The 25,699-nt window shown below is 65.7% G+C and carries 36 protein-coding genes and 1 pseudogene; all 37 read right to left on the bottom strand.

The window, feature by feature from the left end; all coding sequences use genetic code 11:
• Positions 1-14: 14 nt before the first annotated feature.
• Entirely contained in the window at positions 15-938 is a 924-nt protein-coding gene (truA, locus tag HDC34_RS06130) for a tRNA pseudouridine(38-40) synthase TruA (RefSeq protein WP_179556253.1), read from the bottom strand.
• 97 nt (positions 939-1,035) lie between these two features.
• Complete coding sequence (gene rplQ, locus HDC34_RS06125) at positions 1,036-1,602, bottom strand: 50S ribosomal protein L17 (RefSeq protein ID WP_104312705.1); 567 nt, start codon at positions 1,600-1,602, stop codon at positions 1,036-1,038.
• A gap of 45 nt (positions 1,603-1,647) precedes the next feature.
• Complete coding sequence (locus HDC34_RS06120; protein WP_104254019.1) at positions 1,648-2,643, bottom strand: DNA-directed RNA polymerase subunit alpha; 996 nt, start codon at positions 2,641-2,643, stop codon at positions 1,648-1,650.
• A gap of 149 nt (positions 2,644-2,792) precedes the next feature.
• Positions 2,793-3,191, bottom strand: coding sequence for a 30S ribosomal protein S11 (rpsK, locus tag HDC34_RS06115; RefSeq protein ID WP_068479244.1), 399 nt, complete (start codon positions 3,189-3,191; stop codon positions 2,793-2,795).
• 42 nt (positions 3,192-3,233) lie between these two features.
• Positions 3,234-3,608: a 30S ribosomal protein S13 gene (rpsM, locus tag HDC34_RS06110; protein ID WP_068479246.1), complete on the bottom strand. Its 375-nt coding sequence runs from the start codon at positions 3,606-3,608 to the stop codon at positions 3,234-3,236.
• 192 nt (positions 3,609-3,800) lie between these two features.
• Entirely contained in the window at positions 3,801-3,914 is a 114-nt protein-coding gene (gene rpmJ, locus HDC34_RS06105) for a 50S ribosomal protein L36 (RefSeq protein WP_008361054.1), read from the bottom strand.
• Between the two features lie 69 nt (positions 3,915-3,983).
• Positions 3,984-4,205 carry a translation initiation factor IF-1 gene (gene infA / locus HDC34_RS06100; RefSeq protein WP_066056559.1) on the bottom strand — a complete coding sequence of 74 codons (222 nt, stop codon included), beginning with the start codon at positions 4,203-4,205 and terminating at the stop codon, positions 3,984-3,986.
• A gap of 131 nt (positions 4,206-4,336) precedes the next feature.
• Positions 4,337-5,176, bottom strand: coding sequence for a type I methionyl aminopeptidase (gene map, locus HDC34_RS06095; protein WP_179556252.1), 840 nt, complete (start codon positions 5,174-5,176; stop codon positions 4,337-4,339).
• A gap of 45 nt (positions 5,177-5,221) precedes the next feature.
• Positions 5,222-6,208: a hypothetical protein gene (locus tag HDC34_RS06090; RefSeq protein ID WP_179556251.1), complete on the bottom strand. Its 987-nt coding sequence runs from the start codon at positions 6,206-6,208 to the stop codon at positions 5,222-5,224.
• A 19-nt stretch (positions 6,209-6,227) separates the two neighbouring features.
• Positions 6,228-6,602: a hypothetical protein gene (locus HDC34_RS06085; RefSeq protein ID WP_179556250.1), complete on the bottom strand. Its 375-nt coding sequence runs from the start codon at positions 6,600-6,602 to the stop codon at positions 6,228-6,230.
• Positions 6,595-7,413 carry a hypothetical protein gene (locus HDC34_RS06080; protein ID WP_179556249.1) on the bottom strand — a complete coding sequence of 273 codons (819 nt, stop codon included), beginning with the start codon at positions 7,411-7,413 and terminating at the stop codon, positions 6,595-6,597. The genes HDC34_RS06085 and HDC34_RS06080 overlap by 8 nt, the downstream gene beginning before the upstream one ends.
• A 118-nt stretch (positions 7,414-7,531) precedes the next feature.
• Positions 7,532-8,704, bottom strand: a complete 1,173-nt coding sequence (locus HDC34_RS06075) for a CaiB/BaiF CoA-transferase family protein (protein ID WP_179556248.1) — start codon at positions 8,702-8,704, stop codon at positions 7,532-7,534.
• Positions 8,705-8,713: 9 nt separating this feature from the next.
• Positions 8,714-9,886 carry an acyl-CoA dehydrogenase family protein gene (locus tag HDC34_RS06070; protein ID WP_179556247.1) on the bottom strand — a complete coding sequence of 391 codons (1,173 nt, stop codon included), beginning with the start codon at positions 9,884-9,886 and terminating at the stop codon, positions 8,714-8,716.
• A gap of 215 nt (positions 9,887-10,101) precedes the next feature.
• Positions 10,102-10,725 (bottom strand): adenylate kinase, encoded by a 624-nt coding sequence (locus HDC34_RS06065; protein ID WP_179556246.1) that lies wholly within the window; start codon positions 10,723-10,725, stop codon positions 10,102-10,104.
• Entirely contained in the window at positions 10,722-12,080 is a 1,359-nt protein-coding gene (secY, locus tag HDC34_RS06060; RefSeq protein WP_104254027.1) for a preprotein translocase subunit SecY, read from the bottom strand. The genes HDC34_RS06065 and secY overlap by 4 nt, the downstream gene beginning before the upstream one ends.
• Before the next feature lie 72 nt (positions 12,081-12,152).
• The gene (rplO, locus tag HDC34_RS06055) at positions 12,153-12,626 is read right to left on the bottom strand and encodes a 50S ribosomal protein L15 (protein ID WP_104312713.1); all 474 of its coding nucleotides are present in this window, start codon (positions 12,624-12,626) and stop codon (positions 12,153-12,155) included.
• The gene (rpmD, locus tag HDC34_RS06050) at positions 12,623-12,811 is read right to left on the bottom strand and encodes a 50S ribosomal protein L30 (RefSeq protein WP_104312714.1); all 189 of its coding nucleotides are present in this window, start codon (positions 12,809-12,811) and stop codon (positions 12,623-12,625) included. Before rpmD ends, rplO begins: the two co-directional genes overlap by 4 nt.
• Complete coding sequence (rpsE, locus tag HDC34_RS06045; RefSeq protein ID WP_104286337.1) at positions 12,811-13,500, bottom strand: 30S ribosomal protein S5; 690 nt, start codon at positions 13,498-13,500, stop codon at positions 12,811-12,813. The genes rpmD and rpsE overlap by 1 nt, the downstream gene beginning before the upstream one ends.
• A 32-nt stretch (positions 13,501-13,532) precedes the next feature.
• Positions 13,533-13,904, bottom strand: a complete 372-nt coding sequence (gene rplR / locus HDC34_RS06040) for a 50S ribosomal protein L18 (protein WP_068479263.1) — start codon at positions 13,902-13,904, stop codon at positions 13,533-13,535.
• Positions 13,905-13,906: 2 nt separating this feature from the next.
• Positions 13,907-14,443, bottom strand: coding sequence for a 50S ribosomal protein L6 (gene rplF / locus HDC34_RS06035; RefSeq protein WP_104254028.1), 537 nt, complete (start codon positions 14,441-14,443; stop codon positions 13,907-13,909).
• Positions 14,444-14,449: 6 nt separating this feature from the next.
• Positions 14,450-14,848, bottom strand: coding sequence for a 30S ribosomal protein S8 (rpsH, locus tag HDC34_RS06030; protein WP_068479267.1), 399 nt, complete (start codon positions 14,846-14,848; stop codon positions 14,450-14,452).
• Positions 14,849-14,973: 125 nt separating this feature from the next.
• On the bottom strand, positions 14,974-15,561 hold the full coding sequence (gene rplE, locus HDC34_RS06025; protein WP_104254029.1) for a 50S ribosomal protein L5: 588 nt from the start codon (positions 15,559-15,561) through the stop codon (positions 14,974-14,976).
• 152 nt (positions 15,562-15,713) lie between these two features.
• Positions 15,714-16,058 (bottom strand): annotated as a pseudogene (gene rplX / locus HDC34_RS06020) (50S ribosomal protein L24); the annotation flags it as partial.
• A gap of 3 nt (positions 16,059-16,061) precedes the next feature.
• Positions 16,062-16,430 (bottom strand): 50S ribosomal protein L14, encoded by a 369-nt coding sequence (gene rplN, locus HDC34_RS06015; RefSeq protein ID WP_104254031.1) that lies wholly within the window; start codon positions 16,428-16,430, stop codon positions 16,062-16,064.
• Positions 16,431-16,469: 39 nt separating this feature from the next.
• The gene (gene rpsQ / locus HDC34_RS06010) at positions 16,470-16,766 is read right to left on the bottom strand and encodes a 30S ribosomal protein S17 (RefSeq protein WP_179556244.1); all 297 of its coding nucleotides are present in this window, start codon (positions 16,764-16,766) and stop codon (positions 16,470-16,472) included.
• Positions 16,766-17,095, bottom strand: a complete 330-nt coding sequence (gene rpmC / locus HDC34_RS06005; RefSeq protein WP_104254033.1) for a 50S ribosomal protein L29 — start codon at positions 17,093-17,095, stop codon at positions 16,766-16,768. The genes rpsQ and rpmC overlap by 1 nt, the downstream gene beginning before the upstream one ends.
• A gap of 2 nt (positions 17,096-17,097) precedes the next feature.
• Positions 17,098-17,514, bottom strand: a complete 417-nt coding sequence (gene rplP / locus HDC34_RS06000) for a 50S ribosomal protein L16 (RefSeq protein WP_068479279.1) — start codon at positions 17,512-17,514, stop codon at positions 17,098-17,100.
• Positions 17,515-17,516: 2 nt separating this feature from the next.
• A complete protein-coding gene (gene rpsC, locus HDC34_RS05995; RefSeq protein WP_068479282.1) occupies positions 17,517-18,275 on the bottom strand; it encodes a 30S ribosomal protein S3 in 759 nt (252 codons plus the stop codon).
• A complete protein-coding gene (gene rplV, locus HDC34_RS05990; RefSeq protein WP_104242678.1) occupies positions 18,275-18,658 on the bottom strand; it encodes a 50S ribosomal protein L22 in 384 nt (127 codons plus the stop codon). The genes rpsC and rplV overlap by 1 nt, the downstream gene beginning before the upstream one ends.
• Before the next feature lie 24 nt (positions 18,659-18,682).
• On the bottom strand, positions 18,683-18,964 hold the full coding sequence (gene rpsS / locus HDC34_RS05985; RefSeq protein ID WP_068479286.1) for a 30S ribosomal protein S19: 282 nt from the start codon (positions 18,962-18,964) through the stop codon (positions 18,683-18,685).
• Positions 18,965-18,975: 11 nt separating this feature from the next.
• Positions 18,976-19,815: a 50S ribosomal protein L2 gene (gene rplB, locus HDC34_RS05980; RefSeq protein WP_104312716.1), complete on the bottom strand. Its 840-nt coding sequence runs from the start codon at positions 19,813-19,815 to the stop codon at positions 18,976-18,978.
• A 25-nt stretch (positions 19,816-19,840) separates the two neighbouring features.
• Entirely contained in the window at positions 19,841-20,140 is a 300-nt protein-coding gene (gene rplW, locus HDC34_RS05975) for a 50S ribosomal protein L23 (protein WP_068479290.1), read from the bottom strand.
• Positions 20,137-20,784, bottom strand: a complete 648-nt coding sequence (rplD, locus tag HDC34_RS05970) for a 50S ribosomal protein L4 (protein WP_104254036.1) — start codon at positions 20,782-20,784, stop codon at positions 20,137-20,139. Before rplD ends, rplW begins: the two co-directional genes overlap by 4 nt.
• Positions 20,785-20,790: 6 nt before the next feature.
• A complete protein-coding gene (rplC, locus tag HDC34_RS05965; RefSeq protein ID WP_104254037.1) occupies positions 20,791-21,444 on the bottom strand; it encodes a 50S ribosomal protein L3 in 654 nt (217 codons plus the stop codon).
• Positions 21,445-21,452: 8 nt separating this feature from the next.
• On the bottom strand, positions 21,453-21,761 hold the full coding sequence (gene rpsJ, locus HDC34_RS05960; RefSeq protein WP_068479296.1) for a 30S ribosomal protein S10: 309 nt from the start codon (positions 21,759-21,761) through the stop codon (positions 21,453-21,455).
• Positions 21,762-22,136: 375 nt separating this feature from the next.
• Entirely contained in the window at positions 22,137-24,242 is a 2,106-nt protein-coding gene (locus tag HDC34_RS05955) for an acyltransferase family protein (protein ID WP_179556243.1), read from the bottom strand.
• Positions 24,243-24,488: 246 nt separating this feature from the next.
• Positions 24,489-25,682: an elongation factor Tu gene (gene tuf, locus HDC34_RS05950; RefSeq protein ID WP_068479300.1), complete on the bottom strand. Its 1,194-nt coding sequence runs from the start codon at positions 25,680-25,682 to the stop codon at positions 24,489-24,491.
• Positions 25,683-25,699: the final 17 nt, after the last annotated feature.

Here is a 25,699-nt window from a genome sequence, read left to right as displayed (position 1 = left end):
CGTGAGCCTGGGAATCAGTCGGGAGATGTAGATCCCGTGTCGACGCCCGCAGACCCGCCCAAGGGTTCGACAAGATGCAGTGCCGGGCGCTGCGCCCTCGTCACCTGCTGGCGCGCGAGCAGCTCATGCTCCGGCGGGTAGCCGACCCCCGTCAGCGTCAGTCCCCGTGCAGACAGGACGGGGAACGCGCTGCTTCGCTCGGTGGCCTCGAGCAGCGCCGGCACGTCCTTCATGCGGATGCGACCGGCCCCGACCTCAGCGCACATCCCCACAAGTGAGCGCACCATCGAGTGGCAGAACGCATCGGCCTCGAGGTTCGCGACGAGCACGCCGTGTTCATCGCGCATCCACTCGAACCGCTGCAGGGTTCGGATCGTCGTCGCGTTCGGGCGGGGCTTGCAGAAGCCGGCGAAGTCGTGGAGCCCTACGAGGGTCTCCGCCGCCGCCTGCATGAGACCAGCGTCCAGCGCGCGCGTGACAACGGCGGTCCGGTGCCGCTCGATGGGATTCGGGGGCGTGAGCCGATCTGCGATACGGAACTCGTAGCTGCGTGAGATCGCCGAGAAGCGCGCGTCGAAGCCGTCCGGCGCTGGTGACACACGCGCGATGACGACGTCGCTGTCACGCCCGAGGACACCGTTGGTGCGTCGGAGGAGGATCGCGGCGATGTCGTCGTCTGACCGCCGTCGGATGTTGTCGACCGCGCGCTCATCGAGATCGAGGTGCGCGACCTGAGCCGTGGCGTGGACGCCGGCGTCGGTCCTGCCCGCGACCGTGAGGAGCGGCCCGGGCGGGAGTTCGCGGGCTACGAGGCGAAGCGCGTCTTCGAGCGCCCCTTGGACGGTGCGCAGCTCTGGCTGCGCAGCCCAGCCGCTGAACGCTGTCCCGTCGTAGGCGATGTCCAGACGGAACCGTGCTGTGTCTCGCCCGTGCGCCATGAACCCATCTTCCCTTACTCGATCACGATTCTCTGCGACACGACGAAGCCCCCGAGCATTCCGTGTGGATGCTCGAGGGCTTCGGTGTCAGGTCCGACTACTTGGCGTCGTCGGCCTTCTCGTCGGTGTCCGACTCGGCGGCGTCTGCTGCCGCGTCGTTGGCTTCCGTCGGCTGCGTGCCGCCGTCGGCCGTGGGCTCGGACGCCTCGGTGTCACCGGCGGCCGTGTCGACCTCGTCAGCTTCGACCTCGGGCTCAGCAGGTGCCGCGGCCGGCGCGGTCTTCACTGCGGAGGCCTTCGGGGTGACGGGCTCGAGGACGAGCTCGATGACTGCCATAGGGGCGTTGTCGCCCTTGCGGTAGCCGGTCTTGATGATGCGGGTGTATCCGCCGTCGCGACCTTCCATCTGCGGTGCGATCTCCGTGAAGAGCTCGTGCACGACGGTCTTGTCGGTGACGATCTGCAGCACGCGACGGCGTGCGTGGATGTCGCCGCGCTTCGCGAACGTGATCAGGCGCTCAGCGAGCGGGCGGAGGCGCTTGGCCTTCGTCTCGGTCGTCTGGATGCGCTTGTGCGTGTAGAGCTGCGCCGCGAGCGTAGCGAGCATGAGGCGCTCGTGTGCGGGGCCGCCTCCGAGGCGAGGACCCTTGTTGGGCTTAGGCATTCGTCATTCTCTTTCGTGTGAAGTCGGTCTGGCGGGCAGGTCTGTTTAGACGTACTCGCCGGTGTCGTCGCCGGCACCGTAGAAGTGAGCACCCTCGAACCCGGGAACCGAGTCCTTGAGCGAGAGGCCGAGCTCGGTGAGCTTGTCGCGCACCTCGTCGACCGACTTCTGACCGAAGTTGCGGATGTTCATGAGCTGGGTCTCGCTGAGCGCCACGAGCTCGGAAACCGTGTTGATGCCCTCGCGCTTGAGGCAGTTGTACGAGCGCACGGAGAGGTCGAGGTCTTCGATCGGCATCGACAGCTCGTTGGTGAGGACCGCGTCGACCGGCGCTGGGCCGATCTCGATGCCCTCTGCCTGCTCGTTCAGCTCGCGGGCGAGGCTGAAGAGCTCGACGAGCGTGCGACCAGCCGAGGCGATGGCGTCGCGCGGCGAGATGGCCGGCTTCGTCTCGACGTCGACGACGAGGTTGTCGAAGTCGGTGCGCTCACCGGCACGCGTCGCGTCGACACGGTAGGTGACCTTGAGGACGGGCGAGTAGATCGAGTCGATCGGGACCTGTCCGGCCTCGGAGAACTCGTTGCGGTTCTGCGTCGCCGACACGTAGCCGCGGCCGCGCTCGATCGTGAGCTCGAGCTCGAACTTCGCGTCGTCGTTCAGCGTTGCGATGACGAGGTCCGGGTTGTGCACCTCGACACCGGCCGGTGCGGAGATGTCAGCAGCCGTGACCTCGCCAGCCCCCGTCTTGCGGAGGTAGGCCGTGATCGGCTCATCGTGCTCGCTGGAGACGACCAGCTGCTTGATGTTGAGGATGATCTCGGTGACGTCTTCCTTCACACCAGGGATGGTCGTGAACTTGTGGAGGACACCGTCGAGACGGATGCTCGTGACTGCAGCCCCCGGGATGGAGGACAGCAGGGTGCGACGCAGTGAGTTGCCGAGGGTGTAGCCGAAGCCGGGCTCGAGCGGTCCGATCGTGAACTTCGAGCGGTTCTCGGAGAGGCTTTCCTCGGTGAGCGTTGGACGCTGTGCGATAAGCACTATGGGTTCCTTTCGGCAAAGTGTCCGCTATATGACACTTGGCGATTCAGCCGACGCACGTCGTCGACCGGGTGTGGAGTTCGAGCGGGGACGCCGAACATCCGCCACAAGGCCCTCCCTTGCGGGAGAGCCTCGCAGCGGACGAGAGGCTAGACGCGGCGACGCTTCGGGGGGCGGCAGCCGTTGTGTGCCTGGGGGGTGACGTCGTTGATCGAGCCGACCTCGAGGCCAGCGGCCTGAAGCGAGCGGATCGCGGTCTCGCGGCCGGAGCCCGGTCCCTTGACGAAGACGTCGACCTTCTTCATGCCGTGCTCCTGCGCCTGGCGAGCTGCTGCCTCAGCGGCGAGCTGCGCGGCGAACGGGGTCGACTTGCGCGAGCCCTTGAAGCCGACTCCACCGGAGGAAGCCCAGCTGATGACAGCGCCGGACGGGTCGGTGATCGACACGATCGTGTTGTTGAAGGTCGACTTGATGTGAGCCTGGCCCACTGCGACGTTCTTCTTGTCCTTCTTGCGCGGCTTACGAGCGGCGCTCTTTGGGGTAGCCAATGTTCTCTCCTACGAAATCTGCGGGCGCTGTCGCGGCGGCGACTAGCGTGCCTTCTTCTTGCCGGCGACCGTGCGCTTCGGGCCCTTGCGGGTACGCGCGTTGGTCTTCGTGCGCTGGCCGCGCACGGGGAGACCGCGGCGGTGGCGGAGGCCCTCGTAGCTGCCGATTTCGACCTTGCGGCGGATGTCAGCTGCGACCTCGCGTCGGAGGTCACCTTCTACCTTGAAGTTGCCTTCGATGTAGTCGCGGAGCTGGACGAGCTGCTCGTCGTCGAGGTTCTTGACGCGGATGTTGCCGTCGATGCCGGTGTCCTCGAGCGCCTTGAGTGCGCTCGTGCGGCCGACGCCGTAGATGTAGGTGAGTGCGATCTCGACGCGCTTTTCGCGCGGGAGGTCGACGCCTGCGAGACGTGCCATGGGATTTCTCCTGTGGGTTGAGGTGTGATGCACCGGATGGGCCCCGGCCTCGGTCCGAAGGTGTCCCCGTCGGGCTTGACGCCCTCCGGTTCTTACTGGTGCTGTTTCGTATTCAGTTGTGACGTCGAGTGCAGGTGCACTCAGGGGCATCCCTCACGCCGGCCCTGCACGTGAGAGAGGAGCCCCGAGCGATTAGCCCTGGCGCTGCTTGTGGCGCGGGTTCTCGCAGATGACCATGACGCGACCGTGACGGCGGATAACCTTGCACTTGTCGCAGATCTTCTTGACGCTGGGGTTGACCTTCATTGAAGTTCCTTCTGTGATCGCTGGCCTCGTGCTGGGCATACGCATGCCCAGCCGTTCCTTACAGCGTGCCTACTTGTAGCGGTAGACGATGCGGCCGCGGGTCAAGTCGTACGGGCTCAACTCCACGATCACGCGGTCCTCAGGAAGGATGCGGATGTAGTGCTGACGCATCTTGCCCGAGATGTGAGCAAGAACCTTGTGTCCGTTCGAGAGCTCTACGCGGAACATTGCGTTTGGCAATGCCTCGACAACCGAACCCTCGATCTCGATGACGCCGTCTTTCTTGGCCATAGCCTCACTGTCGTTTGCTATTGAATGCACGCTGGTCGTGCGGATGGACGGTGACGACGCGCGCGAAATCGCAACGCAAAAGACACCAAGCGTCAACTCTAGGTGGTCTTCCCGCGGAGTGCAAGTGCGGTCTATACTCCGGCGCCGGCCGGCGGCGTGGGGACGATGCCGAACGCGGCGAGGCCCGCCGCGCCCCCGTCGTGTGCCGTCGAGACCCAGATGCCATCGGCGTGCACGAGGATCGTGTGCTCCCAGTGGGCGCCGAGCGTTCCGTCTGCTGAGCGGACGGTCCACTCGTCAGCGTCGATGACAACATCGGGCCCGCCGAGCGTGAGCATGGGCTCGATGCAGATGGCGAGACCGGGCTTCACGACCGGCCCGCGGCCGAACACTCGGATGTTGTGCACGGTCGGCTCCTCGTGCATGCTTCGCCCGATGCCATGGCCCGCGAAGTCCTCGAGGATCCCGAAGTCGCCGGACTGCTCGATGGACTCCTCGACCGCCGCGCCGACCTCGGCGAGGTGCTTGGCCGTCGCGAGCTTCGCGATACCTGCCCACAGCGAGCGCTCGCAGGCCTCGCTGAGACGCGTCCCATCTGCCACCGCGGTCGCGTCTGCGCCATCGCCTGGGACGACGAAGGTGCGGGCCGAGTCACCGTTCCAGCCTTCGAACATGGCGCCGGCATCGATCGAGACAAGCTGACCTGACCCGAGCGGCTCAGCGTTCGGAATGCCGTGCACCACTGCGTCGTCGACGGAGGCGCAGATCGTATGGCGGTACCCGGGGACGAGCGCGAAGTTCGGCACCGCGCCGTTGTCGCGCACGACACGCTCCGCGATGGCGTCGAGCTCCAGGGTGGTCACTCCCGGCCGGATCGCCTCGGCGACGGCGTCGAGGGCGAGGGCCGTGATCCGTCCGGCTGGGACCATCGCTGCGAGCTCGGCGGGGGTCTTGTAGATGCTCTTGCGCATCAGGAGAGTCTACGACCCCGGTGAAGGCGGCGACCGCGTCCACGCTCAGCCGGTGGCGACGCAGTCGCCGTCGATCCACAGGTACAGCCACCCATCGTTCGTCTCCAGGGTTGCGAGGGCCAGGGCGTCGCTGCTGAGACCGTCTCCCGTCACCGAGGTGCTGTCCGCGATGAACTCGGTGCCCCTGGAGACAACCAGCCCGTGCTGCGTCCAGAGTTCCTCGACCGCGGTCATGTCGATGTCGGCGGTCGGGCTCCTGAAGCTCGCCGAGACCCATGCCTGGACCCCGGGATGCTCCTCATCGCCGCATGCGACCTCATTGACGCCCGCGTACTGCGCGTAGTCGGGGTTGTCCTCGAGGGGTTCAGGCACGAGCGCTCTGGTCTCATCTGCAAGGGCTGTGACAGCCGCCTTCACCTCGTCGGCACTCAACGACGAGAACGTCGGGACTACGGGAGCAGCGGGCGACGGCTCGACGTACGTGTCGTCGTAGCCGTACCCGAACTCCGCCTCGTCGTAGCTTCCCTCGTAGCTGGTGGAGAGGCTGGAGGACGCGGTCACAACACCGTTCACCACGACCGTGGCGGCGATCAGGAGCATGGCGAGCGTCGCTAGAGCCGAGATCGCCAGGGGCCCATAGAGAGGGCCAGCCTGCTCGGCCTTCCCCTCGCGGCGCATCCGGCCCACCAGCAGCCAGACCACCGCGGCGGCCAGCGCGGGGATCAGAGCGAGGAGCACGATCAGGAGCGCCTGCAGAATCGCTCCCCACACGTAGCTCCCTGCCGTGGCCATCCCGTCGAGGAAGTACGTGGGCGAGAGAATCGCCATGCCGACGGAGGAGAACGGGCTCAGCGCTATCACAGCCGCGAAGACGGGAACCTGCACGACGGCGACGGCGAGCCCGTACAGGCCGATGAACAGCGCGCGGTCTGGCGTGCTGGGCGCACGGCCGCCTGCGCCCTGCTGTCGTTGCGGCTCCGGTCGCGCCGGGTCCACGCCAACCTCGGCCGCGCGCTCGTCTGAGCTCTCCATCGTGTTGTCCTCCTGCACGTCATGCACCAGCAGCCCGGCTTGCCGCGACGGCACACCAGATGATTGTGAAGGCAGCGTTCGCCGCTGCCAGCAGACCGGCGGCCACGACGGCGGCGAGTGCCCCGAGCGTCCGGATCCTCGCGAGCCGGACCGAGCCGCCGACGGCCACGGCGAAGATGAGGGCAGGGAAGGCGGCGAGCAGCCCCCCGCGGATCCAGAGCCACGCGGCGGGCAGGTCGCCGGTCGCGGCCGCGAACGGGAACGTGATCGCGACGAGCGGCGCGAGCGAGCTGATCGCGGCGCAGACCAGGACGACGGTGGCCAGCGGCCACGGTTGCGGCTTCTCTGCGAGCGAGGAAGCAGGGGCGCTCGGTGGCGCGGGCAGTTCAGTCATCGGCCACGCCGCATTTCCCCGAGATGGTGAGGGTCAGCCACGGTTCGCCCGGCAGGGTCTCATCCGGCCCCACCAGTGATACGAACGACACGGAGGGATGGTAGGTTCCGCTGGCCACCAGCGTGTCCACGGTCGCCTCGACGAAGAAGCCTTCGCCGCGCACGAGCGCTTCGACGGCCGCCCAGCTCGCGGCGTCGTCAGCTGTCCTGAAGCTGAAGACGTTCTCGTACCTGACCCCCGGATGCGCGTAGTCCCCGCAGTCCTGCGGGTTGGGCTGCGCGCGCAGCGGGAACTGCGAGTCCTCGGTGACCGGCTCGGCAAGCACATCGACGAGCGCATCGACAAGAGCGCTGTAGTCCGCTTCCAGCTCGTTCTGGGTCAGGACCGTCGTGGTCTCTTCGCCGGCGATCCCCCACTGCTCCCAGCTGGCTACCGCGCGCTCGTTGTCGACCCGCTGAGCCGCTGCGGCCATCTCACCGGCGTGGCGTGCGGGGGCAACAACGAGGGTGGAGCCCCCCGCGACCGCGACGAGGCACAGAGCGGTTGTGATCCACGTTCGGCGTCGCGCGTCCCTCACGCGTCGCCGGCGGAGCGAGAGGGCGACGATGCACGTCGCCGTCACCAGCGCAAAGGCGAAGAGGACGCCGGACACCGCTCGGTCGGAAACGAGCGCATCACGCACCGCCGTGAGCGGGGACGCCCCTGACAGCGCGACCGCGGTCAGCACGCCAACGACGGCCGCGACGCCAGCTGCGGCAAGGATCGCCACGTCCTCAGCGCTGCCCCGCTGCGGTGCAGAACCGTTTGTCATGCATGCACCCCGACCTCTTGGCGCCCCTGATGTGGCGCACCAGAACGACGCTAGTGGGCGGCCCGGGCTTCTCCGGTCACCAGACGACAACGCTTCGGCAACGCTGCGCGTCCGCACGTCACGGTTCAGTAACGCGCTCCTGGTGCCAGACGGCCCTCTCCCCCGCCGTTGGGAGATCGGGCGGCGGCCCGGCGGAGCGCGCGGGTGTCGACGAGAGGTGGATGGGGTTCGCCACCGACCGCACACGCTCTCCTTCCTCGTCCGTCAGCTCGAGGACCGCCTCGAGCCCGAGCGACTCCGCGAAGGCGAACGCCTCCGCGACGTCGTTCACCAGACCGGCTGGAACCCGAGCGTCGGTCAGACGCCCCACCCAGTCGCGGGCATCATCTTCGTCAAGTCGGGCGCCCAGCAGCGCTCTGAGCTCCGACCGGTGGTGCACGCGGAGCTGATTCGAAGAGAAGCGGGCGTCGGTGGCCAGCTCCGAGCAGCCCAACGTCTCGACGAGGGACGCGAACTGACGATCGTTGCCGACGGCGATCACGAGTGGCCGGTCCCGAGCATCGAACAGCTCGTACGGGGCGATGCTCGGGTGCGCGTTGCCGAGCCGCGCTGGAGCCTCTCCCGTTGCCAGGGTGCTCGACGCCTGATTCGCGAGCGCCGACAGCAGGCTCGTCATGAGATCGACCTCGACCCGCTGCCCGGCGCCGGTCCTGTCTCGCTCACGAAGAGCGAGGAGGATTCCGGTCACCGCGTTCAGCCCTGTCAGCACGTCGACGAGCGCGACACCGACCTTGCTCGGCTCGCCATCCACGGGCCCGGTGATGCTCATGAGGCCGCCCACGGCCTGCACCAGCAGGTCGTAGCCCGGCAGCGCCGAACCACCGGCGGCGCCGAACCCTGTGACCGAGCAGTACACGGCGGACGGGTTCTCACCGCGCACGGCCTCGTAGTCCAGACCGAAGCGCGCCATGACCCCCGGTCTGAAGTTCTCCACCACAACATCGGCCTCGACGGCGAGGCGTCTCGCCGTCGCCATGTCAGCCCCGTCGGTGAGGTCGAGCAACAGCGAACGCTTGCCCCTGTTCACGCCCCCGAAGTACGTCGACTGCCCACGCGCGTCGACCGGCGGCGTCCACGCGCGCGTCTCGTCACCGCCGGGCGGCTCGATCTTGATGACGTCCGCGCCGAAGTCTGCCAGCATCATCGTCGCGTATGGGCCCGCGAGCACCCGCGAGAAGTCCGCGACCCGCACCCCGCTCAGCACGCCGTCGTGTTCGCGATCCGGAAGCATCGGCCGTGCCTACCTGAAGGCCGGGATGCCGGTCAGCTTGCTGCCGAGGACGAGGGTGTGGATCTCGTCTGTCCCCTCGTAGGTGCGCACCGACTCGAGGTTGTTCGCATGACGCAGTGGCGAGTAGTCGAGGGTGATGCCGTTGCCGCCCAGGATGGTCCTCGCCTCACGTGCGATGGCGATCGCCTCGCGCGTGTTGTTGAGCTTGCCAGCGGAGATATGGTGCGGTTGGATGCGGCCGGCGTCCTTGAGGCGTCCGAGCTGGAGCGCGAGCAGGAAGCCCTTGTTGATCTCGAGCGCCATATCGACGAGCTTCTGCTGCGTCAGCTGGAAGCCGGACAGCGGACGATTGAACGGCTGCCGCTCCCCCGCGTACGCGAGCGCCGCCTCGAAGCTGTCCCTGGCCGCTCCCATGACGCCCCACGCGATGCCGTAGCGCGCTTCGTTGAGGCACTCGAAGGGCCCGCGCAGCCCGCGTGCCCCGGGGAGCATCGCATCGGCAGGGACCCTGACCGAGTCCAAGACGATGTCGCACTGCACGGAGGCGCGCATCGAGAGCTTCGGGCCGATCGGCGTCGCCGAGAACCCAGCGGATGCCGTCGGCACGAGGAAGCCGCGGACGCCGTCGTCGGTCTGCGCCCAGATGACCGCGAGCTGAGCGAGCGACGCCAGGCCGATCCAGCGCTTGGCCCCGCTGATCACCCAGTCGTCGCCGTCCCGCCGGGCGAATGTACGCATGGTCCCCGGGTCAGATCCAGCCTCTGGCTCGGTCAGGCCGAAGCATCCGATGACCTCGCCCGCCGCCATGCGCGGAAGCCACTCGTTCTTCTGATCCTCGCTGCCGTGCTTCCAGATCGCGCTCATCGCGAGGGAGCCCTGCACGGAGACGAACGTGCGGATCCCCGAGTCGCCGGCTTCCAGCTCGGCGGCAGCGATGCCGTACTCGACGGCGCTGCGTCCGGCGCACCCGTACCCGCCCAGGTGCATGCCGAGCAGTCCCTCGCTCGCAAGCACCGGCACGAGGTCGATCGGGAACACAGCATCCTCGTACCAGGAGGCGATTCGCGGCCGCACGTGCTCGTCCACGAGGAGCCGCACCCGTCGACGCGAGGCCAACTCCTCCTCGCTCAACAGCACGTCGAAATCGACGAGGTCATGTGGCTCAGCTGAGGGCGAGGGCATACGCGTCTCCTTTCCTGGACAACCTTGTCTACAGGGCTCATGCAGCGCCTCCCGACTGAGAGGGCCGACAGGGCAACGCTAGCCGAGAAGCTTCGCGCAGAACCAGGGACGAAAGGCCCAAGACGACGCCCGCCGTGTGCGATCGGCCCTCAACCACGAAGGACCCGCCCGGAGTCTCCTCCCGGCGGGTCCTTGGTTGTGGTGCTGTGTCGGGCTTACTTGCCGCTCAACCGATGCAGCGGGTGACGCAGGCCACGCTGCTCGAGGGCGGCGAAGATACGGTTGCGAACTTCCTCGACGGTGCCGAAGCCATTGACGCTCACGAGCACACCGCGCGCTGCGTAGGTCTCGAGAAGCGGCGCAGTCTCCTGCAAGTAAACGTTCTGACGGTGGCGGATGGCCTCTTCCGTGTCGTCCGCGCGACCCTGCTCGAGTGAACGACGGCGGAGACGCTCGACGACGCTGTCCACCTCGACCTTGAGCTCGATGACCGCGTCGATGGCGGTGCCCTGCTCCGCGAGCAGCTGCGTCAGGAAGGCGACCTGCTCCAGGGTGCGGGGGTAGCCGTCGAGCAGGAAGCCAGCCGCGGCGTCTGCCTCGGTCAGGCGGTCGCGCACGAGCTCGTTAGTGAGGGAGTCGGGAACGAGGTTGCCGCTCTCGATGATCTCGCGAACCTGGAGGCCGAGGTTCGTGCCGTTCTTGATGTTGGCACGGAAGATGTCGCCCGTGGAGATGGCGGGGATGCCGAAGGCCTCAGCGATGCCGACGGCCTGGGTTCCCTTGCCAGCCCCTGGAGGTCCGACGATGAGCAGGCGGAAGGTCTGGTCGTCATGTGTCATCGGAGAAGCCCCTCGTAGTTGCGTTGTTGGAGTTGAGCGTCGATCTGCTTCACCGTCTCGAGTCCGACACCGACCACGATGAGGATCGAGGCGCCGCCGAACGGGAAGTTGGCGTTCGCGTTGACGGTGGAGAGCGCGATGAGCGGGATGAGTGCGAGAACGCCCAGGTACAGCGAGCCGGGGAACGTGATGCGCGTCAGCACGAAGTTGAGGTACTCGGCAGTCGGTCGACCGGCGCGGATGCCGGGCACGAAGCCGCCGTGCTTGCGCATGTTCTCTGCGACTTCCTCAGGGTTGAAGGCGATCGCGACGTAGAAGTACGTGAAGCCGATGATGAGGAGGAAGTACACCGCCATGTAGAGCGGGTGGTCTCCGGTCGTGAAGTTGTTCATGACCCAGGTGACCCACTCGGGCGGGGTCTCCCCCGCTGCCGGCTGGTTGAACTGCGCGACGAGCGCGGGCAGGTACAGCAGCGACGAGGCGAAGATGACCGGGATCACGCCGGCCTGGTTCACCTTGATGGGGATGTATGTGCTGTTGCCGCCGTAGGTGCGGCGCCCGACCATGCGCTTCGCGTACTGGACCGGGATGCGCCGCTGGGACTGCTCGACGAACACGACGGCCATCATGATCAGGAGACCGATCGCGATGACGATGACGAGCGTCGTCATGCCACCGGTTCCGGCCGCGATGGCGCCGAACGCCGAGGGGAACGAGGCGGCGATCGAGGTGAAGATCAGGAGCGACATGCCGTTGCCGACGCCGCGCTCCGTGATGAGCTCCGCCATCCACATGATGACGGCAGTGCCTGCCGTCATGGCAGCGACCATGAGCACGATGCGGACCATGTTGATCACGGCGTTCTCGGGCGTCGCCGCCGACTCATTGAGCATGTTGAGGACGTTCTCGCAGGCTGCGTTGCCCGTGCCGAAGAGCGTCCCGGACTTCGCGACTGTGGCGAGCGTCGTCGCCTGCAGGATCGCGAGGGCGATCGTCAGGTAGCGCGTGTACTGCGTGAGCTTCGACTGGCCCGCCTGACCCTCCTTATGGAGTGCCTCGAAGTGGGGGATGACCACACGCAGCAGCTGCGTGATGATCGATGCCGTGATGTACGGCATGATGCCCAGCGCGAAGATCGACAACTGGAGCAGCGCACCACCGGAGAACAGGTTGACCATGTCGTAGAGACCGGCCATCTGCGTCCCAGTGTCGAGACACTGCTGCACGTTGACGTAGTTCACAAAGGGGCCAGGAACCGTGGTGCCGATCCGGTAGATGGCGACCATAGCGAGCGTGAAGAGGATCTTGCGACGAAGATCCGGAGTCTTGAACACTCGTGCGACGGCACTGAACACTACGTTCCTGCTTTCATTTCTCGTGAAAGAGACAAGCGGGGGTCGGCAACCGCCGACCCCCGCTTGGAGTTACTACTTGACGGAACCGCCGGCAGCAACGATCTTCTGCTCTGCTGAGCTGGAGACCTTGTCGACCGCGACGTTCAGCTTAACCGCAATCTCGCCATTGCCGAGCACCTTGACGGGCTCGTTCTTGCGAACTGCGCCCTTTGCCACGAGGCCGGCGATGGTGACGTCGCCGCCTTCGGGGAAGAGCTCAGCCAGCTTGGAGAGGTTGACGACCTGGTACTCGACGCGGAACGGGTTCTTGAACCCGCGCAGCTTCGGCGTACGCATGTGCAGTGGCATCTGGCCACCTTCGAAGCCGATGCGCACGGTTGTACGTGCCTTCGACCCCTTGGTGCCGCGACCAGCGGTCTTGCCCTTGGAGCCCTCACCGCGACCGACGCGCGTCTTGGACTTCTTGGCGCCGGGAGCGGGACGGAGGTGGTGGACCTTGAGCTGCGGCTCGGAGGTCACGTCCTTCTCGTTCTCGTTCTTGCTCATTCGGAAATCTCCTCAACTGAGACCAGGTGAGCGACAGTCTTGACGTAGCCGCGGTTCACCGAGTTGTCCGGCCTCACGACGGTGTCGCCGATGCGCTTGAGGCCGAGCGAGCGCAGGGTGTCGCGCTGGTTCTGCTTCTCGCTGATCTTGGACTTGATCTGGGTCACCTTGAGACTCGCGGCCATCAGGCACCAACCTTCTGTGCTTCGGCTGCTGCCTTGGCCGCGTTGGCCTCGGCACGCAGGATGCGCTGCGGGACGACCTGGTCGACAGGCAGGCCACGGCGAGCTGCGACTGCGCGCGGCTCCTCGAGCTGCTTGAGGGCCGCGACGGTCGCGTGCACGATGTTGATCGTGTTCGACGAGCCGAGCGACTTCGACAGGACGTCATGGATGCCCGCGCACTCGAGTACGGCGCGGACGGGGCCACCGGCGATAACACCGGTACCTGCAGCGGCGGGACGGAGCAGGACGACGCCTGCTGCTGCCTCGCCCTGCACGGGGTGCGGGATCGTCTTCAGGACGCGGGGGACGCGGAAGAAGTTCTTCTTCGCCTCTTCGACGCCCTTGGAGATGGCCAGCGGGACCTCACGGGCCTTGCCGTAGCCGACGCCCACGAGACCGTTGCCGTCTCCGACGACGACGAGCGCGGTGAACGCGAAGCGACGACCACCCTTGACGACCTTGGAGACGCGGTTGATGGTGACGACGCGCTCCAGGAACTGGCTCTTGTCATCGCGCGAGTTGCGGTCACGACCGCCACCCTGACCGCGCTCGCCGCGACCGCCGCCGCGACGGTTGTTGTCGCGTCCGCTGCCGCCTTCGCGCTGTGCCGACTCACTCGACGCGGCCGTCTCAACGGGCGTGTCGGTCATGTTGTCGGGCGTGTTGGTGTCGATTTTCTCGGTCACAGGTTCAGCCCTGCCTCTCGTGCTCCATCAGCGATGGCCGCGACGCGACCGGCGTACTTGTTGCCGCCGCGGTCGAAGACCACGCTCTCGATGCCGGCGTCCTTTGCGCGTGCGCCGACGAGCTCGCCGACACGCTTCGCCTTTGCGGACTTGTCGCCCTCGAACGCACGCAGCTCAGCTTCCATGGTGGATGCGGATGCGAGCGTGATGCCCTTGGTGTCGTCGACAACCTGGACGAAGACGTGACGCGCGGAGCGCGTGACGACGAGACGGGGACGCTGCGCGTCGCCGGAGACCTTCTTGCGAAGGCGGACGTGGCGGCGACGGGTCGCTGCCTGCTTGCTCTTTCCTCGAGTTCCGAGTCCCATGGTTACTTACCTGACTTTCCGGCCTTGCGGCGGATCTGCTCGCCCTCGTAACGCACGCCCTTGCCCTTGTAGGGCTCGGGGAGGCGGAGCTTGCGGATGTTCGCTGCGACCTCGCCGACAGCCTGCTTGTCGATTCCGACGACCGTGAGCTTGTTGTTGCCCTCGACCTGGAACGTGATGCCCGCCGGGGGCTCGACGTTGATCGGGTGCGAGTAGCCGAGTGCGAACTCGACGCCCGTGCCCTTGGAAACGATGCGGTAACCGGTTCCAACGACCTCGAGCTTCTTGGTGTAGCCCTCGGTGACGCCGATGATGTTGTTGTTGATGAGCGTGCGGGTCAGGCCGTGCAGTGCACGGGACTCACGCTCGTCGTTCGGACGCGTGACGAGAACCTGACCGTCTTCGAGCTTGACCTCGATGGGGTTCGCGACGACGAGCGCGAGCTCGCCCTTCGGGCCCTTGACGGTGACGTTCTGCGCGTCGATCTTGATGTCAACGCCAGCTGGGACGCTGATCGGGAGACGACCAATTCGTGACATGACGGATTACCACACGTAGGCGAGGACTTCTCCGCCTACGCCCTTCTGCTCGGCCTGACGGTCCGTGAGGAGACCGGAGGAGGTGGACAGGATGGCAATGCCGAGGCCGCCGAGGACGCTTGGCAGCTCGGTCGAGCGCGCGTAGACGCGAAGACCTGGCTTGGAGACGCGCTTGATGCCGACGATCGACCTCTCGCGGTTCGGACCGAACTTGAGCGAGAGAGTGAGGGTCTGGCCCACTCGTGCATCTTCGACTGTCCAGTCGGTGATGTAACCCTCGCGCTTGAGGATGTCGGCAATGTGGGACTTGAGCTTCGAGCTCGGCATCGACACGGAGTCGTGGTGCGCCGAGTTCGCGTTGCGCAGTCGCGTCAGCATATCTGCGACGGGATCTGTCATCGTCATGATGAGTGCCTTTCGCCTGGTTTCGCGGGGCCGTACACGGCCCCGCGACCTGTGGTGGACGGGCGGTTGCGGTTGCAACAGCCCGATGGGGTCACGGCTGCTGCCGTGACCCTCGGGTGTTCAGACTAGTTCTGCTGGAGACCGGCCTGGAACGGGAAGCCGAGCTTGCCCAGGAGGGCGCGTCCTTCTTCGTCGTTCTTCGCCGTCGTGACGACGGTGATGTCCATACCGCGTGTGCGGTCGATCTTGTCTGGATCGATCTCATGGAACATTACCTGCTCCGTGAGGCCGAAGGTGTAGTTTCCGTTGCCGTCGAACTGGCGGTCGCTGAGACCACGGAAGTCGCGGATACGGGGAAGGGCGAGCGAGAGCAGGCGGTCGAGGAACTCCCACATGCGGTCGCCGCGCAGCGTGACGTGCGCGCCGATCGGCTGACCTTCGCGCAGCTTGAACTGCGCGATGGACTTCGTGGCCTTCGTGACCTTGGGCTTCTGGCCCGTGATCGCCGTGAGGTCCGTGATGGCACCCTCGATGATCTTGCCGTCGCGAGCTGCCTCGCCAACACCCATGTTCACGACGATCTTCACGAGACCCGGAACCTGGTGGACGTTGCTCACGCCGAGGTCTGCCTGCAGCTGAGCCTTGAGCTCTTCGCGGTACTTCAGCTTGAGACGGGGCTGGATTTTGCCAGCCTCCGTGGCGATGTCAGTCATATCTACTCGTCGTCCTTCTTCTTCGGTGCGGCGGCCTTGGCCTTCGTCGCAGGCTTCTTCTCGGCCTTCTCAGCCTTGTCAGCCTTCTCGGCCTTCTCAGCCTTGTCAGCCTTGGCGGCCTTCTCTGCCTTGGCAGGCTTGGCTGCGCGACGCGAGGGCTTGAAGACGCGCGTGCGCACCGTCTTGGTGACGCCGTCCTTCGTGACCTCTTCGACCTTCACACCGGTGCGAGCCGGCTGCTTGGTCTCGGGGTCGACGAGTGCGACGTTCGAGATGTGGATGGGGGCCTCGACGGTCTCGATGCCACCCGTCTTCGTGCCACGCTGCGTCTGTCCGACGCGAACGTGCTTGGTCACGAAGTTGATGCCCTGGACGAGAATGCGGTTCTCATCGCGGAGCACCTCGAGCACTTCGCCCTGCTTGCCGCGGTCTCCACCGCGAGCCTGGCTCGTGCCTGAGATGACCTGGACCAGGTCTCCCTTGCGGATCGTTGCCATGGGTTAAATCACCTCCGGCGCGAGCGACACGATCTTCATGAACTTCTTGTCGCGGAGCTCGCGACCGACCGGTCCGAAGATTCGAGTGCCACGCGGCTCGTTGTCACCCTTGAGGATGACCGCTGCGTTCTCGTCGAACTTGATGTACGAGCCGTCGGGACGACGGGTCGACTTGATCGTGCGAACGATGACGGCCTTGACGACCTCACCCTTCTTGAGGTTGCCGCCGGGGATCGCGTCCTTGACGGTCGCGACGATGACGTCACCGATTCCCGCGTAGCGGCGGCCGGAGCCACCGAGTACGCGGATCGTGAGGAGTTCCTTGGCGCCGGTGTTGTCGGCGACGCGGACTCGGGATTCTTGCTGAAGCATCTGTCAAATTCCTTCGCTGAGCGGTCGAAGAGGCGAGGCCTACTTCGCCTTCTCCAGGATCTCGACCAGGCGCCAGCGCTTGGTAGCGCTGAGGGGACGGGTCTCTGCAATCAGGACGAGGTCGCCGATGCCGGCCAGGTTGTCGGCGTCGTGCGCCTTGACCTTGCTCGAGCGGCGGAGCACCTTGCCGTAGAGGGGGTGCTTGACGCGCTCTTCGACCGAGACGGTGATGGTCTTGTCCATCTTGTCGCTCGTGACGTAGCCGCGCCGGGTCTTCCGGTAGTTGCGCTCGTGCGCCTCTTCCGTTGCCTCGGGCTGTGTCGTGCTTTCAGCCATTACTTGGTCTCCTCGTTCTCAGCCTCGGGCGCAGCCTCAGGGGCTTCGGCCTTCTTCGAAGCCTTCGTGGCCTTCGACTTCTTGGCCGGCTTCTCGACCGGGGCCGGGGTTGCGCGGATCCCGAGCTCACGCTCGCGGATCACCGTGTAGATGCGCGCGATGTCGCGCTTGACCTGACGGATGCGTCCACGCTCTTCGACCTGGTTGGTCACGGCCTGGAAGCGCAGGTTGAACAGCTCTTCCTTCGCCTTCTTGAGCTCTTCGACGAGACGTCCGTCTTCGAAGTTGTCGAGCTCGGTAGTGGCGAGCTCCTTGGTACCAATCGCCATGATTACTCGCCTTCCTCGCGCGAAATGATGCGTGCCTTGAGCGGCAGCTTGTGGATGGCGCGTGTGAGGGCCTCGCGAGCGAGCTCCTCGCTGACGCCGGCGACCTCGAAGAGGACGCGGCCGGGCTTGACGTTCGCGACCCAGGAGTCGACTGCACCCTTACCGGAACCCATGCGGGTCTCGGCGGGGCGGGCGGTCATCGGGCGGTCCGGGTAGATGTTGATCCAGACCTTGCCGCCACGCTTGATGTGGCGGGTCATCGCGATACGAGCTGCCTCGATCTGACGGTTCGTGACGTAGGACGGCGTGAGCGCCTGGATGCCGAACTCGCCGAACGAGACGGTGTTGCCACCCTTCGACATGCCGCTGCGGTCCGGGCGGTGCTGCTTACGGTGCTTGACTCGACGTGGAATCAACATGGTTACGCCTCAACTCCTGCGGCGACCTGCTTCTCGTTGTCGCGGCGCGGGCCACGGCGGGAGCGGTCGTTACGGTCCCCACGGGACGACTTCTGGTTGGCCTGTTCGCGGGCGAGTTCCTTGTTGGTCATGTCGCCCTTGTAGATCCACACCTTGACACCGATGCGACCGTACGTGGTCTTGGCCTCGTAGAAGCCGTAGTCGATGTTGGCGCGGAGCGTGTGCAGCGGAACGCGTCCCTCGCGGTAGAACTCGGAACGGCTCATCTCAGCGCCGCCGAGGCGGCCCGAGACCTGGATGCGGATGCCCTTGGCACCTGCACGCTGAGCGCCCTGGAGGCCCTTGCGCATTGCACGGCGGAAGGCGACGCGAGCAGAGAGCTGCTCGGCGATGCCCTGCGCGACGAGCTGAGCGTCAGCCTCGGGGTTCTTGACCTCGAGGATGTTCAGCTGGATCTGCTTGCCCGTGAGCTTCTCGAGGTCGGCGCGGATGCGCTCGGCCTCGGCTCCGCGTCGTCCGATGACGATGCCGGGACGAGCCGTGTAGATGTCGACGCGAACGCGGTCACGTGTGCGCTCGATCTCGATGCGCGAGACGCCTGCACGGTCGAGCGACTTCTGGAGGTACTCGCGGATGCGAATGTCTTCCTTGACGTAGTCGCTGTAGCGCTGACCCGGCTTGGTCGAGTCTGCGTACCAGCGGCTGACGTGGTCGGTCGTGATTCCGAGACGGAAGCCGTACGGATTGATCTTCTGGCCCATTACTTGCTGCTCCCCTTCTCGGCCTCGGCGAGCTCCGGCGTCGCCAGCACAACCGTGATGTGGCTTGTGCGCTTGTTGATGCGGAATGCTCGTCCCTGTGCACGCGGACGGAAGCGCTTGAGGGTTGCACCCTCGTCTACGAACGCCTTGGCGATGTAGAGGTCGCGCTCGTCAAGGAACTGGCTTTCCTTGTCTGCCTTGACACGTGCGTTGGCGATTGCGGATGCAACGACCTTGTAGACCGGCTCAGAGGCACCCTGCGGTGCGAACTTCAGGATCGCGAGCGCTTCGAGCGCCTGCTTGCCGCGGATCAAGTTGACGACGCGACGAGCCTTCTGAGGGGTGACGCGGATGTGCCGCACGCGTGCGGTTGACTCCACCATATTTTCCTCCTTCACGTCGCCGCGTTAGCGGCGACGACCCTTCTTGTCGTCCTTCTCGTGTCCACGGAAGGTGCGGGTCGGTGCAAACTCGCCGAGCTTGTGGCCGACCATGGTTTCGGTGACAAACACGGGGATGTGCTTGCGACCGTCGTGCACGGCGATGGTGTGTCCGAGCATGTCCGGCACGATCATCGATCGGCGCGACCAGGTCTTGATGACGTTCTTCGAGCCAGCTTCGTTCTGCTTGACCACCTTCTGGAAGAGGTGTTCGTCGACGAAGGGGCCCTTCTTGAGACTGCGAGGCATCTTCTGATCTCCTACTTACGCTTCTTGCCGGCAGGGCGACGGCGGACGATGAGCTTGTCGCTCTCCTTGTTGGGGCGACGGGTGCGGCCTTCTGGCTTACCCCAGGGGCTCACCGGGTGACGTCCACCGGAGGTGCGACCTTCACCACCACCGTGCGGGTGGTCGACCGGGTTCATGACGACACCACGGACCGTGGGACGAACGCCGAGCCAGCGCTTGCGGCCGGCCTTGCCCAGGTTGATGTTCGACTGCTCGGCGTTGCCGACCTCGCCGATCGTCGCGCGGCAGCGCACGTCGACGTTGCGGACTTCGCCGCTCGGCAGACGCAGCTGGGCGTAGGGGCCGTCCTTCGCGACGAGGCGGACGGATGCTCCGGCCGAGCGCGCCATCTTCGCGCCGCCGCCTGGGCGGAGCTCGATGGCGTGGATGACCGTACCGGTCGGGATGTTCTTCAGCGGGAGGTTGTTGCCCGGCTTGATGTCGGCGCCAGCGCCCGACTCGACGATGTCGCCCTGCTTGAGCTTGTTCGGAGCCAGGATGTAGCGCTTGGTTCCGTCGAAGAAGTGCAGCAGCGCGATGCGAGCGGTGCGGTTGGGGTCGTACTCGATGTGAGCGACCTTGGCGTTCACGCCGTCCTTGTCATTGCGACGGAAGTCGATGACGCGGTACTGGCGCTTGTGGCCACCACCGATGTGACGGGTCGTGATGCGTCCCTGGTTGTTGCGGCCACCCGACTTGGTCAGGGGGCGGAGCAGCGACTTCTCGGGAGTCGAGCGCGTGATCTCGGTGAACTCGGACACCGAGGCTCCACGACGACCAGGCGTCGTGGGCTTGTAATTGCGAATAGCCATGTGAATTCGTCCTCTGTGCTCTCGATTAACCGGCGTTCGAGAAGATGTCGATGGTGCCGGACTTGAGCGAGACGATGGCGCGCTTGGTGTCCTTGCGCTTGCCGAGCCCGAAGCGGGTGCGGCGCGTCTTGCCCGTGCGGTTCAAGGTGTTGACCTTGTCGACCTTGACGTCGAAGATCTGCTCGATGGCGAGCTTGATCTCGGTCTTGTTCGAACGAGGGTCGACCTCGAAGGTGTACTTGCCCTGGTCGATCAGGCTGTAGCTCTTCTCGGAGATCACCGGCGCGAAGATGATGTCGCGCGGGTCCTTGTTGTTTGCGCTCATGCGCCCTGCTCCTTGCTGGTCTTGCTCTCGACGAACGCGTCGTAGGCAGCCTTCGTGAAGAGGATGTCGTCCGAGACGAGCACGTCGTAGGCGTTGAGCTGGTCAACGAACAGGACGTGGAGCGCCGGGAGGTTGCGCACGCTCAGGAGGCTGAGCTCATCGCTGCGGTCGAGGACGACGAGGATGTTGCGTCCTGCCGCGACCTTCGCGATTGCTGCTGCTGCGACCTTGGTCGAGGCCTTCTCACCCGTGACGAGGGAGTCGACGATGTGCAGGTGGCCACCGCGTGCGCGGTCGCTCAGTGCCCCGATGAGGGCTGCTGCGATCATCTTCTTAGGGGTGCGCTGCGAGTAGTCGCGCGGCGTCGGCCCGTGGACGATGCCACCGCCCTTGTGCTGCGGCATGCGGACCGAACCCTGACGGGCGCGGCCGGTGCCCTTCTGCTTGAACGGCTTGCGGCCTGAGCCGGAGACCTCTCCACGGTTCTTCGTCTTGTGCGTGCCCTGACGAGCAGCTGCACGCTGTGCGACGACAACCTGGTGGATCAGCGGGACGTTGGTCTGCGCGTCGAAGATGGCGGCAGGCAGTTCGACCGTGCCGGACTTCTTGCCGGCTGCGTCGGTGACGTCAATCTTGGTTGCCATAGGAAACTAGGCCCCCTTCACTGCGTTGCGAACGAAAACGAGACGACCCTTGGGGCCGGGGACAGCACCCTTGACGAGGAGGATGCCCTTCTCGGCGTCGGCTGCGTGAACCGTGAGGTTCTGGACGGTGACGCGGTCGCCACCCATCCGGCCAGCCATGCGCGTGCCCTTGAAGACACGGCTGGGGGTCGCGGAGGCACCGATGGAGCCGGGGCGACGGTGGTTCTTGTGGGCACCGTGAGATGCGCCGACACCGGAGAAGTTGTGACGCTTCATGACACCGGCGAAGCCCTTGCCCTTGCTGGTGCCGACGACGTCGATCTTGGTGCCGGGCTCGAACGTGTCTGCGCCGAGCTCCTGACCGATCGTGTACGTCGCTGCGTCAGCGGTGCGGAGTTCGGTGATGTGACGGCGCGGCGTGACGCCCGCTGCTGCGAACTTGCCGGCGGCCGGCTTGTTCACCTTGCGCGGGTCGATGGCGCCTGCGGCGATCTGGACGGCTTCGTAGCCGTTCTTTTCGACGGTCATGATCTCGGTGACGACGTTGGTGCTCACCTGGATGACCGTGACGGGGACGAGACGGTTGTCAGCGTCCCAGACCTGGGTCATGCCGAGCTTCGTGCCCAGCAGTCCCTTGAACGTCTTGGTAGCGGTAGACATGTGTTTCCCTAGAGCTTGATCTCGATGTTGACGTCGGCCGGAAGGTCGAGACGCATGAGCGAGTCGACGGCCTTCGGCGTCGGGTCGACGATGTCGATCAGACGCTTGTGGGTGCGCATCTCGAAGTGCTCGCGGCTGTCCTTGTACTTGTGAGGGCTACGGATCACGGCGATCACGTTCTTCTCGGTAGGCAGGGGCACCGGACCGATGACGGAGGCGCCAGCACGGGTTACGGTGTCGACGATCTTGCGCGCCGAGCTGTCGATGACCTCGTGGTCATACGACTTCAGTCGAATGCGGATCTTCTGTCCCGCCATGGTTGACTCTCTCTCTCAATGACGTGCCGCCATTGCGGCTTCGCATGCAACCCCGTGGCGTCTTCACGCCGGGATTCGCACCACTGTTTTTCTGTCAAGTTCACCTGCTCGGAGCACAGGAGTGTACTCAAGCTGATGGACGGCCTTCCGGACTCGACCTCGGTGAGGTGTTGTCCTTTGGCCGGAGCTTTGCTCTGCTGCCGGTGGCCTAAGCTGCACACCAGGCGTCTTGCGACGCGGGGCGCTTATGCACTCTCCGGGCAGTGATTCGAACACACGACTAGCGCCGGGCCCCGAAATACTGAACTCACCGAGTTTAGACCGGACGGACCTGTTCTTGCAACCCGGGCGTGTCGCGCCGTCGAGATCGGTGGCTCAGAAGCCGTGCGGGGCCAGAACTCGGTCCGCGATGACCTTCGACAGGTAGAGCGAGTACTGCCTGCCGATGTGCGTCGGATCGCTGTGAACCGGAGTCCCGGCGACCACGCTCGGGCACGACGCCAGGTCGAGGTCGCAGAACCAGGCTGTCGTGGGCACCACATCCGCACCGGACTCCCCCATCTCGGTCGCGAGCTCGTCGACGCGCTGCTGGCGCTCGTCGCCGAACGGCGTCTCGCAGGCCCTGGCTGCCTCCGAGACCGTCGACGCCTCCATGCACTCGTCGAGGTCCTGCGTCGGCGGTACCGAATCGAGCCAGACGACCTCGATGCCGAGATCGGTGAGGGCTCTCACGTAGTCGCTGCTGCCCCGTCCGAGGTCCGCTCCGACGTCGTCGCCGAGGTGCTCGTATCCGTCACCGACCCACCAGGCACCGTACGTGACCACGACCACATCCGGGAGACGCTCAGTCGCCTGTTCGACCACCCAGGAGTTGTGTCCCTCACACGTCTCCCGGTAGTGATCGATGCTGTCCAGTCCAGCTCCGGAGGTGAACGGGCACATCGACAGCCCCATGAGCTGCAGCTTCGTGTCCTCGCCGAGGGCGTCTCGGAATCCGGGCGCCCAGGTCACGGCCTGGGAGTCCCCGACGATCCACACCTCGCGTTCCGCATCCGGACTTCCGTAGGCGCAGCGATCAACCGCTTCGTCCGACGCGACCGACACGCAGTCGTCCAGCTCCCACTCTTCGCTGCGCGCTTCCGCTCCGCTGAGAAGCCTGCCGTCCGGGACGGTGGGATCTGCGATCGCATCCGCGATGACCGCCGAGAGCTCGTCGAGGTTGTCGACGGCAGGCGCGAGTTCGATCGCCTCGATGGCGTCCTCGTGGACCTGCGGAGCGACCTGGACGCCGATGAAGGCGAGGAGTGCGACCAGGGGAACGGTGACGGAGGTGATGAGCCTCGGGTTCGGCTTCCACTTCGGGGCAGTCGCATCGATCTGGGCGAGCGGGTTCCTGATCCTCCCCAGGAGCTTGAGCCCGCGGGAGGTCGCCCACGCGATGGCGATCGAGACGGCGAGGAGGAGCAGCCCATCGAAGAACGAGACCGGCTCAGCTCGGTCTGGGAAGACCTCGACGAACAGCTTGAGGATCGGCCAGCTCCAGAGGTACAGCCCGTACGAGAAGCCGCCGAGCCAGACCAGGGGCCTCCAGGTCAGCAGTCGGTTGCCTCCAGCAGGGTCTCCCGACGCCCCGGCGATGAGGACGAGCAGCGCCCCGCCGACCGGGTAGAGCGCGATGAGTCCCGGATACGGCCAGGAGCTCGGCAGGAGACCTGCGGTCAGCACGAGCGCGAGACCCAGGCTGCCGACGATCGCCCGGAGCGTCTTCGGCAGGTGGATCCGCGTGATGACGAGCGCGGCGACGGCCCCGATCCCGAACTCCCACAGGCGGGCCCCTGTGCTGTAGTACGTCGGGACCGGGTCGACCGCCACCCCGTTGAGGGCGTAAGCGAAGGAAGCTGCGGTGAGCAGCGCGAACCCCACGATGGCCACGCGCCGAACGGGCCACTTCGCCAGCTTCGCGACGGCGCCGAGCAGCAGGACGAACCCCAGCAGGATCAGCGTGGACTGGCCCTGCACCGACATGGCCCAGAAGTGCTGGACGGCTGACTTGTCGTGGCCCGCAGCGATGTAGTCGGTCGCGTCGCCGGCGAGTCGCCAGTTCTCCCAGTAGGTGGCGGCGGCGAACAGGTCCGTGACATTGCGCTGGAAGGACAGCGCCGGGGCCGTCAGCAGGAGAACGACTGCGACGACGAGGAGGACGAGACCGGCCATGGGGAACAGGCGTGTAGCCGTGCGCTTCACGTACTGCCAGGCTCGGATGCTCCCCCGACGCTCGAGTTCACCGACGAGGGTCGTGGCCAGCAGGAATCCGCCGAGGACGAAGAAGAGGTCGACGCCGCCGGAGACGGTGCCGAACCAGATGTGGAACGACGCGACGAGGAGGGACGCGATCGCCCGCAGCCCTTGAATGTCGGTGCGGTAGCGGTTCGGCGCAGACCGAGCGGTCGCGCTCGTGGGGCGTTCTGCGCGTACGGACATTCGTCGAGCTCCTGGGGCTGCGCTGAGGCGGTGGGCGTTCCTCCGCTCGTGCGTCGAGGAGCTCATCGGAGGGGATCGAGAGGCTGCGGAGCTTCGCTCGTCACACGGCTTCTGATTCTAACCCGGTTCCCGAATCGGTGAGCTGCGGTGACGACCCGCGAGCAGTCAGGAGCCGTTCGGACGCGGAGAACGCAAAAATGGGGCCGGACCCGAAGGTCCGACCCCACTCTGCAGTGAGCTGGAAGCTTACTTGTTGATCTTCGTCACCGTGCCGGCGCCGACGGTGCGGCCACCCTCACGGATCGCGAAGCCGAGGCCCTCTTCCATGGCGATCGGCTGGATGAGCTCGACGGTCATGTCCGTGGTGTCACCAGGCATGATCATTTCCTTGCCCTCGGGCAGGGTGATGACGCCGGTCACGTCCGTGGTACGGAAGTAGAACTGCGGGCGGTAGTTCGTGAAGAACGGGTTGTGACGGCCACCCTCGTCCTTCGAGAGGATGTATGCGGTTCCCTCGAAGTTCGTGTGCGGCGTGACGGAACCGGGAGCGACGATGACCTGACCGCGCTCGACGTCCTCACGCTTGGTGCCACGGAGGAGCAGACCACAGTTCTCACCGGCCCAGGCCTCGTCGAGCTGCTTGTGGAACATCTCGATACCCGTGACCGTCGTCTTGACGGTCGGGCGGAGGCCGACGATCTCGACGTCGGAGTTGATCGAGAGCGTGCCACGCTCGGCGCGACCCGTGACGACGGTTCCACGACCGGTGATCGTGAAGACGTCCTCGACGGGCATGAGGAACGGCTTGTCCTTGTCGCGGACGGGCTCCGGCACGTTGTCGTCGACAGCCTGCATGAGCTCGACGATCTTCTCGGCCCACTTCTCGTCGCCCTCGAGCGCCTTGAGGCCCGAGACCTGAACGACAGGTGCGTCGTCGCCGGGGTAGTCCTGGCTCGAGAGGAGCTCGCGAACCTCGAGCTCGACGAGCTCCAGGATCTCCTCGTCGTCAACCATGTCGGCCTTGTTCAGCGCGACGACCAGGTACGGCACGCCGACCTGCTTCGCGAGCAGCACGTGCTCACGCGTCTGAGCCATGGGGCCGTCGGTTGCGGCAACCACGAGGATTGCGCCATCCATCTGCGCAGCGCCCGTGATCATGTTCTTGATGTAGTCGGCGTGACCCGGAGCATCGACGTGAGCGTAGTGACGCTTGGGCGTCTCGTACTCGACGTGGGAGATGTTGATCGTGATACCGCGCTGACGCTCTTCCGGAGCGGAGTCGATCGACGCGAAGTCACGCTGCACGTTGGTCGCCGAAGGGTACTTGTCAGCAAGCACCTTCGAGATCGCTGCGGTGAGCGTGGTCTTGCCGTGGTCGACGTGACCGATCGTTCCGATGTTTACGTGCGGCTTGGTCCGCTCGAACTTGGCCTTAGCCACTGTGGTCCTCCTAGGAC

The sequence above is a fragment of the Pseudoclavibacter sp. JAI123 genome, from assembly GCF_013409665.1.
In the GTDB taxonomy this organism is placed as follows: domain Bacteria; phylum Actinomycetota; class Actinomycetes; order Actinomycetales; family Microbacteriaceae; genus Pseudoclavibacter.
Note: the sequence above shows the minus strand (reverse complement) of the source record. Positions and strands in the feature narration are given on the sequence as shown.

Excerpts from the sequence above, each read along its gene's own strand:
- truA (WP_179556253.1), bottom strand. The coding sequence starts at position 938 with ATGGCGCACGGGCGAGACACAGCACGGTTCCGTCTGGACATCGCCTAC.
- rplQ (WP_104312705.1), bottom strand. The coding sequence starts at position 1,602 with ATGCCTAAGCCCAACAAGGGTCCTCGCCTCGGAGGCGGCCCCGCACAC.
- rpsM (WP_068479246.1), bottom strand. The coding sequence starts at position 3,608 with ATGGCACGTCTCGCAGGCGTCGACCTCCCGCGCGAAAAGCGCGTCGAG.
- rpmJ (WP_008361054.1), bottom strand. The coding sequence starts at position 3,914 with ATGAAGGTCAACCCCAGCGTCAAGAAGATCTGCGACAAGTGCAAGGTT.
- infA (WP_066056559.1), bottom strand. The coding sequence starts at position 4,205 with ATGGCCAAGAAAGACGGCGTCATCGAGATCGAGGGTTCGGTTGTCGAG.
- map (WP_179556252.1), bottom strand. The coding sequence starts at position 5,176 with ATGCGCAAGAGCATCTACAAGACCCCCGCCGAGCTCGCAGCGATGGTC.
- HDC34_RS06090 (WP_179556251.1), bottom strand. The coding sequence starts at position 6,208 with ATGGAGAGCTCAGACGAGCGCGCGGCCGAGGTTGGCGTGGACCCGGCG.
- HDC34_RS06085 (WP_179556250.1), bottom strand. The coding sequence starts at position 6,602 with ATGACTGAACTGCCCGCGCCACCGAGCGCCCCTGCTTCCTCGCTCGCA.
- HDC34_RS06080 (WP_179556249.1), bottom strand. The coding sequence starts at position 7,413 with ATGACAAACGGTTCTGCACCGCAGCGGGGCAGCGCTGAGGACGTGGCG.
- HDC34_RS06075 (WP_179556248.1), bottom strand. The coding sequence starts at position 8,704 with ATGCTTCCGGATCGCGAACACGACGGCGTGCTGAGCGGGGTGCGGGTC.
- HDC34_RS06070 (WP_179556247.1), bottom strand. The coding sequence starts at position 9,886 with ATGCCCTCGCCCTCAGCTGAGCCACATGACCTCGTCGATTTCGACGTG.
- HDC34_RS06065 (WP_179556246.1), bottom strand. The coding sequence starts at position 10,725 with ATGACACATGACGACCAGACCTTCCGCCTGCTCATCGTCGGACCTCCA.
- rplO (WP_104312713.1), bottom strand. The coding sequence starts at position 12,626 with ATGAGCAAGAACGAGAACGAGAAGGACGTGACCTCCGAGCCGCAGCTC.
- rpmD (WP_104312714.1), bottom strand. The coding sequence starts at position 12,811 with ATGGCCGCGAGTCTCAAGGTGACCCAGATCAAGTCCAAGATCAGCGAG.
- rpsE (WP_104286337.1), bottom strand. The coding sequence starts at position 13,500 with ATGACCGACACGCCCGTTGAGACGGCCGCGTCGAGTGAGTCGGCACAG.
- rplR (WP_068479263.1), bottom strand. The coding sequence starts at position 13,904 with ATGGGACTCGGAACTCGAGGAAAGAGCAAGCAGGCAGCGACCCGTCGC.
- rplF (WP_104254028.1), bottom strand. The coding sequence starts at position 14,443 with ATGTCACGAATTGGTCGTCTCCCGATCAGCGTCCCAGCTGGCGTTGAC.
- rpsH (WP_068479267.1), bottom strand. The coding sequence starts at position 14,848 with ATGACGATGACAGATCCCGTCGCAGATATGCTGACGCGACTGCGCAAC.
- rplE (WP_104254029.1), bottom strand. The coding sequence starts at position 15,561 with ATGACTGACATCGCCACGGAGGCTGGCAAAATCCAGCCCCGTCTCAAG.
- rplN (WP_104254031.1), bottom strand. The coding sequence starts at position 16,430 with ATGCTTCAGCAAGAATCCCGAGTCCGCGTCGCCGACAACACCGGCGCC.
- rpsQ (WP_179556244.1), bottom strand. The coding sequence starts at position 16,766 with ATGGCTGAAAGCACGACACAGCCCGAGGCAACGGAAGAGGCGCACGAG.
- rpmC (WP_104254033.1), bottom strand. The coding sequence starts at position 17,095 with ATGGCGATTGGTACCAAGGAGCTCGCCACTACCGAGCTCGACAACTTC.
- rplP (WP_068479279.1), bottom strand. The coding sequence starts at position 17,514 with ATGTTGATTCCACGTCGAGTCAAGCACCGTAAGCAGCACCGCCCGGAC.
- rpsC (WP_068479282.1), bottom strand. The coding sequence starts at position 18,275 with ATGGGCCAGAAGATCAATCCGTACGGCTTCCGTCTCGGAATCACGACC.
- rplV (WP_104242678.1), bottom strand. The coding sequence starts at position 18,658 with ATGGTGGAGTCAACCGCACGCGTGCGGCACATCCGCGTCACCCCTCAG.
- rpsS (WP_068479286.1), bottom strand. The coding sequence starts at position 18,964 with ATGCCTCGCAGTCTCAAGAAGGGCCCCTTCGTCGACGAACACCTCTTC.
- rplB (WP_104312716.1), bottom strand. The coding sequence starts at position 19,815 with ATGGCTATTCGCAATTACAAGCCCACGACGCCTGGTCGTCGTGGAGCC.
- rplW (WP_068479290.1), bottom strand. The coding sequence starts at position 20,140 with ATGAGCGCAAACAACAAGGACCCGCGCGACATCATCTTCGCGCCGGTG.
- rplD (WP_104254036.1), bottom strand. The coding sequence starts at position 20,784 with ATGGCAACCAAGATTGACGTCACCGACGCAGCCGGCAAGAAGTCCGGC.
- rplC (WP_104254037.1), bottom strand. The coding sequence starts at position 21,444 with ATGTCTACCGCTACCAAGACGTTCAAGGGACTGCTGGGCACGAAGCTC.
- rpsJ (WP_068479296.1), bottom strand. The coding sequence starts at position 21,761 with ATGGCGGGACAGAAGATCCGCATTCGACTGAAGTCGTATGACCACGAG.
- HDC34_RS05955 (WP_179556243.1), bottom strand. The coding sequence starts at position 24,242 with ATGTCCGTACGCGCAGAACGCCCCACGAGCGCGACCGCTCGGTCTGCG.